A 12,371-nucleotide genomic window follows, 5' to 3' on the forward strand; every position below is an offset into this window, starting at 1 on the left:
CCACCATTTTTATAATTATATTACAATTTTATAATAACATTATTATGATAACATTTTTTTATAATATTAAATTCAAACAATATTATTCTCTAGCCATATAAGAACTCTTCAAAAAAATATTAGCTTTTTATATCTGGTACTTCATCCATTTTTTATCAACAGCAATTCTTTTTTGTTTACAAAAAGACATGAAGTATCCTTAGCTCAACATATGTCAATAACAAAAGATTTGTCTCTCTACTTATAGGTGGCTTTTGCATGACAAAAAAAGCCACTCATCAAGAGTGACTTCTTTTTTATAAAAAATTTTAAAAGAAAAAGTTCAGCCACACGTTTTTTTGATATTATCATGCGCTTTACGATACTCGTCTTCTTTTTCTCGAATTTCACGCAAAATTCGTTGCATATTATTAAAACTCCAACTTTGAATTACGTGATCAAAAACAAAAGCAAGACCTTGTGTTGAAATAATACCAAATGAATCACAAAAACCTTCCGCTCGATTAACAAAATCCATCGCCACATCTTCCTGGCACTTTTTGATTATTTCTACTTCTTCCCATCTCCATGAAAGGCTTCTCCCATTCCTTGGAAATACTCGCTCCCCATTGAACTTGTTGTCTAAAACCGTACTCAAAAACTACTTTTTTTTAATAATATCTCCTTTTTCTTTTCCGAAAATAGAATAGAATTTTTTTTCATGGTATGAAATATATTGTTTTAAAACTGGTTGAAGAGTTCTCTGTCCAAAGTTAAATTGAATAATTCCAAAAGAGATACCCTGACCATCAAAGTTACCAGCCAAGTTTAAGTAGCCATAACGCCCCTCAAAAAATCCTGAATGTTGTAATAAGTCACGTACTAAATAAATTGAAATTGCCTTACTCCACGCCTTTTATCATTTTTTGTCAGCAAAAAAGCCCACCATACAGCGTTAAACATACTTAAAGTCATCGACAAAACATTTGAGTTATTTATTTTTCAATAATTGTTATTTTCAGTAAATAGAATGATATTTATAATCAAGCACGTAACATACTACTTAAGGAAGGTTGTGGTTCTATGACAAAAGGTAAAGCAGTAATGACAGCAATGATGTTGGTTCCTCTTTTGTTTGGCGTATACCAAGTTCATGCACTTCCTGACCGGCCTTTCCTTAAACCATGCAATTTTTAACAAATCGTATGTTGAGTAATTAACCTAGTGAAAAAAGTTACACAATTTACCTATTTTTTTATATAATCGAAATGTCTCACAAACTTAAAAAGCAGGTGATATCCTTGATTGACATGGGCGAAATTATACATAGTTTTTTTGCATTGCTGCCCATTTTCTTAAATATTTTCTTTAGTATCTGGGCCTATCGTGATTCAAGAAGTAGAGGTAATAGTAAGGAATTCTCACTCATTGCATTAATAGTTGTATTGGCTTTCCCTATCATTGGTTTGGTATTATATTTGATCATTCGAAGAGATTAGTTTTTGTGGGGTGTAAGGGGATAACGATGCCCCTTACACTGTTTCAATGAGCTGCTGTTTGGTCATTGTGCTTCCTCCTATCCAAAGCTAACAATCATGCCCTGTTCATACGAACCGAGGATATACATATCTTTGTGCCAACATCATTCATCCTGATCAAATCGGTACCTATCCGTAACAGCGATAATGTTCGGTTTACTTTTCCAGATTTGACTGTGATGCAGTATCATGTCGTGCATTTGGTGTTTGGTAAGGCTGGTGAAGCTTATCTGATCAACCACTCTTCATCATCTTCCTAGAAATCAAAAGGCGTACAACGTGAATCATCCCGAATATAAGTAGTCCAATTGTTACCACATTTGCATTCCATATGAGCTACTATCGACCAAGGGCATTGACTCGTCTTTTTCTTATTTAGCCAACATAGTGACTCAATATACAATCGGAAAGAGCATAGGTACTCCAACTAAACACAAATTGTGTGAATGCAAATTTGTTATGTACATTATTACCAAGAATGAAAAGGGTCTGCCCGTTCCCATTCCCCCAAAAATAGGTTCTGTTAAAGAATGTGATTTGTTATTCAGCTAACGAGTAGTTTAATCGCAAAAAACTTTTACCAAGCACAATAAATCCGTTCTTTGAATATGATGGGTTATAAGTCAGTGTGTGCACTCTATTTGTTTTGTACTAAAGGGTGAAACTTGCGAAATTGTATTTTACAGTCTCACCTCACACCGATATGTATTAGCAATTACTATGTTTGGTGGGAGGAAGAATAAATGGATTCCTTTCAAAAAAATAATATGTTAGCACAAAATTCATCGAATAATGCTAAAAAGAAACAGTCAGCCAACAATTCATCAGATAATGAAAAAAGAAAGCAGCCAACCAACAATTCATCAGATAATGAGAAAAGAAAGCAGCCAACTAACAATTCATTAGATAATGAAAAAAGGAAACAGTCAGCCAACAATTCATTAGATAATGAAAAAAGGAAACAGCCAACCGATAATTCATCAGATAATAAAAAAAAGAAGCAGCCAACCAATTATTCATCCAATAATAAAAAAAAGAAACAGTCAACCAATAATGCTAAAAAGAAACAATCAACCAATAACTCATCAATTTTACATTGCATGAATGGCAATAATTTAGAGCTTATTGTGGCTGCTCTTCTTTTAACTGGTAAGTTAAGAGTAGATGCTGTTCAATTGTTTAGACAAGCTACGATGATTGTCAGTTTAACGGGAAAGTACGTTACATTAGGCGATTTGAACAATACAAATGTAGATAGCATGCTAAAATTTCTCAACGATAATGGCAATATAACTGTGGATGAGATTATTCAGGCACTTAAAAAGAAAATGGATAATCAATAAGTATTAAAAGGAAAAGGGTGAGCTCATAATGAAAAATTTTGATGGAGAGGGTTTCTCGGAATTAATACTAATAGTTATTTTAATTACTTTGCTAATATTTGGTTCCACAGATATAGTTGGTCTTTCCGCTCAACCAACAAAACCATAGAAAGAGAATGCCAACCCCCATTTAATTTTTCTGAACAGGACTTAAAAGGAGTCCTTTTTTTTATGAATTATCAACATTGTTGTATAACAGAGTCAAAAAATAAATTCAATCTCTTCTTTTTCTATAGTTGACTTACAATATATTTAACGTAAGCTAACATTCTATCTACAAAATATATTGTCTCTTCATAAGAGTTTCACTTATTTAAGAGTTTCATTTATTTAAGGGTTTCCATGCGCGTATCAGGATATATATTGTAAAATCAATTCCACAATTATATTCTGTCACCTGTAATTTGCTTGGGGCCCTAATTAGAATCACGAATCGTTCTAGTAGCATCTTTTATATACTTGGTATCAGTAAGTTTTTTCATCAAGAAACTCGCTAAAGAATTAGATTAAGAAGAAATCACAATTAGAAACTGCTAAAAATGATGTTGAGAAGCAGCTACATAAACTTCAGGAAAGCAAAAAGAGATGGCAATTTGCATTTGTTGAGGAGCTTCTAACAGTTGAAGAATTACGTAAGCGGACAATGGAGGAACGTGATTTAAAAACTCAGTCATTAAATGATCTGGAAGCTATTAATAAACAAATGAAAGCAAGTGCATCAAGTTCTGATGCGTTTGAATTAATGCTTAAGCTTCCAGATCTATGGCCAGTACTCAGTGATCCAGATAAAAGCAAAATGATAAGAACTATTTTTACACCATAGTTGTTAATACACCATTTACAAAAGTAGTGGCTAGAAGAGGTACACCATTTCCAGCTTCAATTGACTTCAATTGAAAGGATTAAGTACAACTAACTCTTTTTCGTTTTCCATTTGATATGAAAGCCAAGCCATACCATCAGTAAACCACCCCATAGACTAGCCAGTACATAGCAAATGGCAAGTACATATTGATGCTGATGCCAAAGGGTAAGTGTCTCTACACTAAAAGTCGAAAAGGTCGTGAAAGAACCAATAAACCCTGTTCCTACTCCTAAGGTAAACCAAGCGGGCAGTTGATTTCGGGTTAAGAGATATTGATTGAGAGCTCCCAATCCGATACAGCCTATGAAATTGACTACTAGCGTACCTAAAGGAAACGAGAGATCCCACCAGCCCGCTGTCCATGCTCCTACTAAATATCGGGATACAGCCCCCAACATTCCTGATAGTCCAACAATTAAAAAAGACATGCATTCTCTCCTTTTCCACTATTTTTCACATATATACAAACAAACTCCTACCAGTAATATTACTGGTAGGAGTCATTAGCCTATTGGCGCTTAGGGCGAACTCCATCGCCTCTATTTACTTGTAAAAACCTGTTTCACAGCACTATTGCTACGGATCATTTTGAAAAATCACATAGACTAGTGCTTAGGTTCCTCATCCTCTACATAACGGATCGAATCTAAACTAGATTTCAAGGAAGCCTTCATAGCATCAATGTATTTTTGACGAAGAACTTGTTGCTCCGTTTTTTCTTCTGGAGTTAAGCCAACACCCTTCGATTTCTTGGCTAATTCATTAATACGTTTTACTTCTGCATCAGTAACCAATGGTGATACCTCCTCAACTAACTTCTCTTTATTATAACACAAGACCAAAGGAGAGGAGATATAAATTATGGCTCCCGCTTATCGGTATACTGGAATAGCTAGATTATTTCCTGCATAAATCATGGGGCTATCTAACTGATTTTGTTTCATGATCTCATCCATTAGCTCTCTAGCTGATAGCCCGGATTCCTGTTGATAAGCTTGTGCAATACTCCACAGCGTATCACCTGGCTGAATTGTAATGACTATAGCTGCCTGCTGTGTATGGGGAGCCGCAATAGCCACCTTCTCTTTTCCAAAAATCATGCTGCCTGCTGCAAAGGATACTATGATCAGCAATAACGTTACGATTGCTTGCCCTCGCGTTATCCCTTTTCTATGATGTACCAATGTGTTCTTACTCGTCATTGTTTTTGTTTTATCTTTATATAGATTCTGACAATTGCTAGATTGTACCATCATTATCATCACCCTCACAAACGTTTGTTCTCATTTTGATAACATCATCATAATGCGAACAAATATTCCTGTCAAGCAAAAGAATCGAACTAATGTTTGTCGAACGCAAATTCTCATGGTATAATGTAGAAAATATCTGGATCGAGAGAATGAGGTGTTCGAAATGTCCAAACTCTCCAATCGCCAACAAGCGATCATTGATTTTATTCGTAAGGAAGTAAAAGATAAAGGTTATCCCCCGTCTGTTCGAGAAATCGGTGAAGCCGTAGGACTAGCTTCCAGTTCCACTGTTCACGGTCATCTCGCAAGACTTGAAAAGAAAGGCTTAATCCGCCGCGATCCTACTAAGCCACGTGCCATTGAATTATTGGACGAGACTCGTCTACAGGACGATTATGAAAGCTCCATCGTTCGAGTACCAGTGGTTGGTAAGGTAACGGCAGGTCAACCTATTACAGCTATTGAACAGGTGGAAGAATATTTTCCATTGCCAGAAAACATCGTTACGTCTGACAATGTGTTCATGTTGCGCGTTATGGGAGAGAGCATGATCGAAGCAGGCATTTTAGATGGCGATTATGTAATTGTCCGCCAACAAAATGTAGCTAACAACGGGGATATCGTGGTAGCCATGACCGAAGAGGATGAAGCAACTGTAAAACGTTTCTTTAAAGAGAAAACCCACTTCCGTCTACAACCGGAAAACTCACAGCTTGAACCAATCATTTTAGATAATGTGACGATTTTAGGTAAAGTAATTGGCGTTTACCGCCTTTTCCACTAGTGCATTGGATTTTTAACTTCTCACGTGCTTACACGTACAAACTCTTGGTGAGGATCATACTCGCCAAGAGTTTTTTACTGCTCAAATTTATTGTTTGTAACGGTTTATTTTATGCCCCACTCTACCTATCTCCTTGATACCTTTCGTGTTTCTCCTACTATTGGACTTATATTTAGGTGTAAATTAGCTGCATAGCCACTTAAAACAGTGTTTCTTTTTAGCAAATCTTCAAACAAGCCTTCTCTAATTCTGATGTGTAAACACAAATAAACCGAGATTGCCGGTTTCCCTACAGGAAATGATAGAGAATTTGACAATCTCGGTTTTATGGAATGGATCAACACTCAAAATCCAATGTAACGATCCACAATAAGTTTTACCAAGCAACAATAAAGAACCAGATAATCATGATGAGTTGGATAGAGATTTTCATAATGACACTGCTAAAGAAACCTATAAGACTTCCTATCGCTATCTTAAAAGCTCGTTCTGCCGGTTGTTTTTGCATCAGCATTTCAATTAATAATACAAATACAAATGGGAGAATAATCATACCAAATGGCGGAAACGTAAGTACACCAATAATAACACCTAATATTGACCCGATTGCTGATGCTTTTGAGCCACCATATTTTTTAACAAAGTACATATTAGTCAATAGGTCAGCACCAAATAACACCACACTCAAAATCCCCATTCCCCACCAGAAGGAAACCGGTAATCCTGCTCCAGGCTCTGCAATCGCGAATTGATATAGTAAAAAACCGCCCCATAACATAATCGTATCAGGTAACACTGGGAAGAAAATACCAGCAATACTTACACCGAATAGAAGTATAACAATCAACCATAATAAAACATCCATGTTTAACCCCCCTCTTTGTTGCATCTGACCCGTTTTCTATATGTACGTTTCAGTGCCCTCCTACGTTTCATTTTTACTTAGGAGTTTCCTTTTCTTGTTTGCGAAACGTGTCTTTTCCTACATATACATGATTCTGCTCTTTTTTATGATCTCATTTTTAGCAAAGCCTGACCTATTTACCTATAGCGCTCTTTTACCAGTTCCTTTTTCCACTTCATACAGGCAAAAGGACAGCAAGAAAAAGGTATATGGATAACAGGAAAAATATAACATTTGGAGAAATTAATACTATATACTAAATTGTCCCCGCTCCAAGCCTGTATATCCTATTTCGGAAAGGAAGGTTACAAGATGCACAAAATCGTTTGTTCTTTATTAGCAGTACCACTTGTTTTCTTACTGTCCTCGACTAGCTACGCGGCTTTAGATAAGCATAGCACAACAAAAGTAACGATTAGTAGTAATGCTTACAGCCAATATTCTATTCCATTTGCACTAACGGTAAAGGAATGGGATAGAGGTTATGGGGAAGCTGGTGTTACAGGCCCTTTTTTCCTTGCGAAAGGTGGTAGCGTAACGGTTACGTTTGATAAGAAAGTAGATTCATTGGGCTGGTATCTACTGAATGCAAATACCTACGGAGCTGAAAAAATCTACCCAAAAGGCTCTACTGTAACCGTCCCACGACATTCACATTGGATTGTTATTCTGCAAAACGCTAGCATAAAACCTGTTCCTATTACAGGCAACGTGACGATTCACTAGTCTTTTTATCACGTTATCACGCAGCACCTTCACTGATCAGTATCAGCTCTTACAGCCTCTGCATTCCCTAAAAATTGGTGTAGGAGAATGGGCTGTCGTATGCGAGGAAATGCCTTAATGCTAGCTGTATCGCATCGCCTATTTTCTTACACGCATCAATTTTCCGTTATTTAATCTTACTAAATCTTCTACCTTTATTTTCACTAATGAATGAGGAGAGCCCCCTCCCGTATAAACATACTCTAATTCTGTTATTTTCGGATCAACCAAAAAAATCGCCTCAAATCCAAAAGAAGGGACCCCACCGGCTGGATAACCTGTTGCTACTAATACTTCCTTTTCATCTGCCAAACGAGGTCTTTTTATATTGAGTCCCTTACTTACTCGTGATGTACTAGCCCGATCCTCTCCTTTTACAATGGCCACAATTAGTCGTCCATCTTCATCAATCATACAAATATTTTTAACCAGCTCCTCAATAGAAGCATTCACAGCTTTAGCCGCCTCTTCGACCGTATGGCAAGATTGATTCAGTATAAAGTGCTGGGCATCAGCAGCTTTTGCATGTAGGTACTCTTTTATTTGCAGCTCATAAGAATTCATTGATCCCTCTCCATCCTAAAATATTTTCCCCATTTTAGCTGTACCCCACTAGTTAATCAAGAGTGCAGGTGATCTTTTTTACGTAATATTCGCTGTATTTTGTTGTTTTGGTTTTTTTAACGTATAAAGCATCCCAATAAATATTAATAAAATTCCTATTGTTTGTATCATATTTGGTCGAAATCCAATAATGATCACATCTAATAAAATAGCAACAGCTGGATCCAAAAATACCATTCCTGAAATGGTTCTGGTCGATAGTTTTCGTACACTATCGAAAAACAGAAGATAAACAACACCAGTGTGGATAATGCCAGTAATGATCGCGTATGCCCAATTCTGCGGAGTTAGGTCTAAAAATACATGGTAATGGATAAAGGGAAGCAAGCATATCGCGCCAATAGCAGTTTGAATAAACGTTGTGGCATAGACACTTGCTTGTTGTATACTCTTCCCTAAAATCATCGTTACTGCATAAAAAAGAGCTGCTAGAATAGCGTACAAAAATCCTGTCATTTGAAACGAAGCATTTGAGAGATCACCATCTATTCCAATGATAAAAATCGTTCCTACAAAGCATACAGAGATAGCCAGAATTGAAAGTATGGTTACCTTTTCTCTGAAAAGAAAGCTACCGACAAGTAAGACAATCATCGGAGCAAGATGATAGAGAGAGATGGCAACTGTAATCGAAATCAGCTCAAAGGATTTAAACAAGAAAATCCAATTTAATAAATTTGCTATACCACAGAAGCCAATCCTCATTAGTTCTTTTTTGCTCCATTGCTCTTTGGCATACGTTCCTGTAATAAACCAAATCGAACCAAGAAAAACTGTCGCACAAATGCATCTAATAAAAACCAATTCTAAAGCGGAAAGACCCGTTAACACGGAAAAAAATCCTACTGATCCAAAAATCGTCATCGAGATGAACATTTGAATAAAAGCCCTTATATTCATAATTTTTACTCCAATCTATTTATAGAGGTTATTAATCTAACTACTATAATGAAACTATAATAAAACGGGTTCATAGGACTGAACCCGCTCTTCCTACTGCTAAAAGAAAAATGAAACTGGCCTTAGTAGCTACAAAGCAAAAACATGCAGGTAATTAGACTAAAGAAATCCTTTTAAGTTATATACTATTATTCATAATCTTGAAGACATTGCAAGCAAACTTCTGCTTTATAACAAAAAATTCTAAATAAATAGTAGAATTTCTGCTACGTCTGCTGTATTTCTTAGCCAATAACTATACGGATTGTAAATTTGAACATTAAAGCCACATTCACTAGCATCATGACAAGTACTTATATTATAAAATAATCTAGAGATAAAAGATAAAGGAGTCGTACAACTTTGATAGCTACATGTATTAGATTTCATGCGTTTGGAAACCCGCAGGAGGTTTTACAGGTTGAACAAAAACAAATGAAATCTCCTATGAATGGAGAAATTCTTGTTCGCATGATTGATCGTCCTATAAATCCATCTGACTTGCTTCCTATTAGAGGAGCATATTCTCATCGTATTTCATTGCCTACCATTCCTGGGTATGAAGGTGTCGGCATTGTTGAGGAAGTAGGATCTTCCGTTTCTCATGGGCTTCTTGGCAAACGTGTTCTTCCTTTGCGGGGAGAAGGGACTTGGCAGGATTATGTGACAGCACCAGCAGATTTAGCAATCACGATACCACCTTCCATGGAAGATTACATCGCGGCTCAGCTCTATATAAACCCTATAACAGCCTGGATTACGTGTACAGAAGTATTACAATTAAAGGAAGATGATATCCTTCTGGTCAATGCTTGCGGTTCTTCAATTGGACGTATCCTTTGCCAGTTATCTTCGATTCTTGGGTTTCGACTGATTGCGGTCACAAGGAATCATTTCTATACCGAAGAACTTCTTCAGTTAGGCGCCTTTGCTGTCATTAACACCTCTGACACCGCATTACATCAAACGGTTATGGAATTGACAAATGGCCGAGGAGCTACTGCTGCTATTGATTCTGTAGGGGGCACAGCTGGTTCAGACCTAGCTTTTTGTGTTCGCCCGAATGGTACATTGGTAACGATTGGACTTTTATCGGGAACACCTGTTCATTGGGGGGAAATTTCGCATAGAACACAGGTAAACATCAGATTATTTCATTTAAGGCATTGGAATCAGCAGGTATCTGTAGAAACCTGGCAAGACACCTTCTCTCATGTAATAGAATTAATAATGAAGCAAAAATTGGGGCTCATGATGCCTTATGCTCATTACGATCTTTTGGAGGTCCAAAAAGCCGTTCAGATGGCAGAATCCTCTAGAAATAGGGGGAAAATATTCTTACGCAATAAAGTGAATCAGCATATTTTCGCTTAAAAATAAATAGGTCCTTCTATTGAGGAAGGACCTACTTACCATTTTTGGCGACTTTTATTCGCCAGTTTGTTTTCGGATAAGTATGATTTCTACAAATCGTATAACTTATTCGACTTATTTATAAATAGAAAATGTAGCCGTAAAGTTCATTTTCTTTGTGAAAGAAGAATTTACACCTGCTTGAAATTGAACAGAGATGTTTCCATCTTTTGTAGCTTTAAAGATACGGCCGTATCTTGCGTACGTATCATATGTACCTATGACCTTATTATCAGCATCATAGACTGTGTATGTGATCGGATAGCCTGAATTTGTTACGGTAACGCTAAGCTCTTCCCCTTTTTTTAGATAGAAGGATTCTTTTGGAGCAACTTCATAAGAGCTTAAAGAATAATATTTAAACACATCTTGATCTTGAACACTTGCCGCACTTGCTTTCGTTGCTTCTAAACCTGTGAAGCTTGCTCCTGTCAATCCTGCAACTCCTAATACACCAGCTAAAAGAATTTTTTTAAACATCATAATTCCTCCCTTAGATTATTGTTAAAAAGTAAAAACTATGAAAATTATTAAAATTACTTCTAACCACTTTCTTCTAATTTGTTCACCTCCTGTAATCATTATAGTTACACCGAGAACTATTATCAAGAATTTTTTTCTTATTTTTACAAAAAAATTAAATTTATAGATAAACAAGAATTTGTTAACATTCGAAAAAGCCCTATTTACCGGGCTTTCTGCGTCATGCTATAAAAATAGTCTCACAAATAAAAATATGTTATTTTTAGAAAAAAACCTATTATTTATGAAAAATATGAAAAACCCTCACGCATAATAACATGAGGGTTCTATGAATATGGTCTCTATTCAAATGTAGGACTAGTCTTTAAAACATATGATAAAAGTTATGCTTGATGATCTACTTTTTTTGCTCGCCTAATCTAGCCGATTTTTAGACATTATCGCTCACTGCCTACCAATAGATTGATTTCTTCATAAGAAATCGTCTCGTTTTTTCTCTCTCCAAATTTTCTCACAACAGGAGTAGGATTTTGATTAAAATTCATGCTTAAGCTTTGGTTGGAGTAGTGTCCTGCTGGATCGATATAATATTTAAAATCAATGATTTTTTCGATATCGATCTCTGCATAAGCAATTCCTTCTGTTTCTGCCGGTACCATTTCACTAATCGGCTCTCCATCAGGTCCATAAATGCAAGTATGCCCACTCTTAAATGTGTTGAAATACTCTCTTTGTTCTGGTGTTAAACAAATCATATCTTTCATCTCTTCAGAATAAATGGATGAGGTCATTATGACAAAGGTTTGGGTGGAGATCGCATAATATCTACTGGAGATTTCATCATCAAAGTATCCAGGCCAAGAAGCGACGTGAACTTGTTCATTTTGTGAATTCATAGCAAGAAGATCTAGTGGCACTTGATGCTCCCAGCACATAAGACCACCCAGGTTTCCGATTTCTGTTTCGAATACAGGCATTAAGCTTCCACTTCCATCACCCCAGATCAACCTTTCTGCAACCGATGCTCTCATCTTTCTATGCTTTCCAATTAAATCTCCGTTCGGATTAAACCATAATTGTGCAAGATATAACGAGCCCCCATCCTTTTCACTGCAAGAAATACAAACGTACGTTTGATTTCTTCTAGCTGCTTCACTTAGCTTTTGAATCGCTAAGCTGGGGATTTCAACTGCATTTTTATATAGCTCGTGATAGAATTTTCTTGTATATTCTGGGTGTCCAATAAACGCAAACCAAGGATATCCTGGAAGAAATGCTTCTGGAAATGCGACTAGCTTTGCACCATTAGACGCTGCTTCATCAATCAATTTGCAAGATTTCTCAACCGTTGCATCTAAATCTAGATAGACGGGCGCTGCTTGAACTGCTGCTGCACAAAATTTCGGATATTTCTTCATCATAATTCCTCCTCTTGTTTTTGT

The 12,371-nt window shown here is 36.4% G+C and carries 15 protein-coding genes and 1 riboswitch; of the genes, 6 read left to right on the plus strand and 9 right to left on the minus strand.

The features are described from left to right. Positions 1-322: 322 nt before the first annotated feature. Entirely contained in the window at positions 323-517 is a 195-nt protein-coding gene (locus GOP56_RS07180) for a hypothetical protein (protein WP_163245244.1), read from the minus strand. Positions 518-1,612: 1,095 nt separating this feature from the next. On the opposite strand from GOP56_RS07180, the gene GOP56_RS07190 reads away from it, so the two are divergent. The 3 genes from GOP56_RS07190 to GOP56_RS07200 all read left to right on the plus strand — a co-directional run bounded on the left by GOP56_RS07190 (position 1,613) and on the right by GOP56_RS07200 (position 3,722). After that, a complete protein-coding gene (locus GOP56_RS07190; RefSeq protein ID WP_153810495.1) occupies positions 1,613-1,777 on the plus strand; it encodes a hypothetical protein in 165 nt (54 codons plus the stop codon). A gap of 483 nt (positions 1,778-2,260) precedes the next feature. Then, on the plus strand, positions 2,261-2,860 hold the full coding sequence (locus GOP56_RS07195) for a hypothetical protein (protein ID WP_163245245.1): 600 nt from the start codon (positions 2,261-2,263) through the stop codon (positions 2,858-2,860). A gap of 682 nt (positions 2,861-3,542) precedes the next feature. Beyond that, positions 3,543-3,722: a hypothetical protein gene (locus tag GOP56_RS07200; protein WP_163245246.1), complete on the plus strand. Its 180-nt coding sequence runs from the start codon at positions 3,543-3,545 to the stop codon at positions 3,720-3,722. 89 nt (positions 3,723-3,811) lie between these two features. Here the strand turns inward: GOP56_RS07200 and crcB are convergent, their stop codons facing one another. The 3 genes from crcB to GOP56_RS07215 all read right to left on the minus strand — a co-directional run bounded on the left by crcB (position 3,812) and on the right by GOP56_RS07215 (position 5,020). After that, entirely contained in the window at positions 3,812-4,192 is a 381-nt protein-coding gene (gene crcB, locus GOP56_RS07205; RefSeq protein WP_163245247.1) for a fluoride efflux transporter CrcB, read from the minus strand. 59 nt (positions 4,193-4,251) lie between these two features. After that, a riboswitch (Fluoride riboswitch) is annotated at positions 4,252-4,311 on the minus strand. 58 nt (positions 4,312-4,369) lie between these two features. Then, entirely contained in the window at positions 4,370-4,558 is a 189-nt protein-coding gene (locus tag GOP56_RS07210; protein WP_003344427.1) for a DUF896 domain-containing protein, read from the minus strand. Positions 4,559-4,636: 78 nt separating this feature from the next. Then, positions 4,637-5,020, minus strand: coding sequence for a cell division suppressor protein YneA (locus GOP56_RS07215; protein WP_101668547.1), 384 nt, complete (start codon positions 5,018-5,020; stop codon positions 4,637-4,639). Between the two features lie 160 nt (positions 5,021-5,180). Here GOP56_RS07215 and lexA point away from each other — a divergent pair, with 160 nt between their 5' ends. Next, positions 5,181-5,801, plus strand: a complete 621-nt coding sequence (gene lexA / locus GOP56_RS07220; RefSeq protein ID WP_003335869.1) for a transcriptional repressor LexA — start codon at positions 5,181-5,183, stop codon at positions 5,799-5,801. A gap of 376 nt (positions 5,802-6,177) precedes the next feature. On the opposite strand, the gene GOP56_RS07225 is transcribed toward lexA, so the two are convergent. Next, positions 6,178-6,666: a DUF456 domain-containing protein gene (locus GOP56_RS07225; RefSeq protein WP_003335867.1), complete on the minus strand. Its 489-nt coding sequence runs from the start codon at positions 6,664-6,666 to the stop codon at positions 6,178-6,180. Between the two features lie 351 nt (positions 6,667-7,017). Between GOP56_RS07225 and GOP56_RS07230 the strand changes: the two genes are divergently transcribed. After that, positions 7,018-7,431, plus strand: a complete 414-nt coding sequence (locus GOP56_RS07230) for a hypothetical protein (protein WP_003335865.1) — start codon at positions 7,018-7,020, stop codon at positions 7,429-7,431. Between the two features lie 138 nt (positions 7,432-7,569). On the opposite strand, the gene GOP56_RS07235 is transcribed toward GOP56_RS07230, so the two are convergent. Both GOP56_RS07235 and GOP56_RS07240 read right to left on the minus strand, forming a co-directional pair. Continuing rightward, positions 7,570-8,034 (minus strand): aminoacyl-tRNA deacylase, encoded by a 465-nt coding sequence (locus GOP56_RS07235; RefSeq protein WP_163245248.1) that lies wholly within the window; start codon positions 8,032-8,034, stop codon positions 7,570-7,572. A gap of 78 nt (positions 8,035-8,112) precedes the next feature. Further along, positions 8,113-8,994, minus strand: a complete 882-nt coding sequence (locus GOP56_RS07240) for a DMT family transporter (RefSeq protein WP_022586399.1) — start codon at positions 8,992-8,994, stop codon at positions 8,113-8,115. A gap of 402 nt (positions 8,995-9,396) precedes the next feature. Here GOP56_RS07240 and GOP56_RS07245 point away from each other — a divergent pair, with 402 nt between their 5' ends. Beyond that, positions 9,397-10,407: a zinc-dependent alcohol dehydrogenase family protein gene (locus GOP56_RS07245; RefSeq protein WP_163245249.1), complete on the plus strand. Its 1,011-nt coding sequence runs from the start codon at positions 9,397-9,399 to the stop codon at positions 10,405-10,407. A 114-nt stretch (positions 10,408-10,521) separates the two neighbouring features. Here GOP56_RS07245 and GOP56_RS07250 read toward each other — a convergent pair whose 3' ends face one another. Both GOP56_RS07250 and GOP56_RS07255 read right to left on the minus strand, forming a co-directional pair. After that, positions 10,522-10,929: a hypothetical protein gene (locus GOP56_RS07250; RefSeq protein ID WP_003344417.1), complete on the minus strand. Its 408-nt coding sequence runs from the start codon at positions 10,927-10,929 to the stop codon at positions 10,522-10,524. Between the two features lie 437 nt (positions 10,930-11,366). Next, entirely contained in the window at positions 11,367-12,350 is a 984-nt protein-coding gene (locus GOP56_RS07255; protein WP_035293229.1) for a carbon-nitrogen hydrolase family protein, read from the minus strand. Between the last annotated feature and the right edge of the window lie 21 nt (positions 12,351-12,371).

The organism is Brevibacillus sp. 7WMA2 (genome assembly GCF_010748895.1).
Lineage (GTDB): Bacteria > Bacillota > Bacilli > Brevibacillales > Brevibacillaceae > Brevibacillus_B > Brevibacillus_B halotolerans.

Excerpts from the sequence above, each read along its gene's own strand:
- crcB (WP_163245247.1), bottom strand. The coding sequence starts at position 4,192 with ATGTCTTTTTTAATTGTTGGACTATCAGGAATGTTGGGGGCTGTATCC.
- GOP56_RS07250 (WP_003344417.1), bottom strand. The coding sequence starts at position 10,929 with ATGATGTTTAAAAAAATTCTTTTAGCTGGTGTATTAGGAGTTGCAGGA.
- GOP56_RS07215 (WP_101668547.1), bottom strand. The coding sequence starts at position 5,020 with ATGATGGTACAATCTAGCAATTGTCAGAATCTATATAAAGATAAAACA.
- GOP56_RS07235 (WP_163245248.1), bottom strand. The coding sequence starts at position 8,034 with ATGAATTCTTATGAGCTGCAAATAAAAGAGTACCTACATGCAAAAGCT.
- GOP56_RS07195 (WP_163245245.1), top strand. The coding sequence starts at position 2,261 with ATGGATTCCTTTCAAAAAAATAATATGTTAGCACAAAATTCATCGAAT.
- GOP56_RS07255 (WP_035293229.1), bottom strand. The coding sequence starts at position 12,350 with ATGATGAAGAAATATCCGAAATTTTGTGCAGCAGCAGTTCAAGCAGCG.
- GOP56_RS07200 (WP_163245246.1), top strand. The coding sequence starts at position 3,543 with ATGGAGGAACGTGATTTAAAAACTCAGTCATTAAATGATCTGGAAGCT.
- GOP56_RS07180 (WP_163245244.1), bottom strand. The coding sequence starts at position 517 with ATGGATTTTGTTAATCGAGCGGAAGGTTTTTGTGATTCATTTGGTATT.
- GOP56_RS07225 (WP_003335867.1), bottom strand. The coding sequence starts at position 6,666 with ATGGATGTTTTATTATGGTTGATTGTTATACTTCTATTCGGTGTAAGT.
- GOP56_RS07240 (WP_022586399.1), bottom strand. The coding sequence starts at position 8,994 with ATGAATATAAGGGCTTTTATTCAAATGTTCATCTCGATGACGATTTTT.
- lexA (WP_003335869.1), top strand. The coding sequence starts at position 5,181 with ATGTCCAAACTCTCCAATCGCCAACAAGCGATCATTGATTTTATTCGT.
- GOP56_RS07230 (WP_003335865.1), top strand. The coding sequence starts at position 7,018 with ATGCACAAAATCGTTTGTTCTTTATTAGCAGTACCACTTGTTTTCTTA.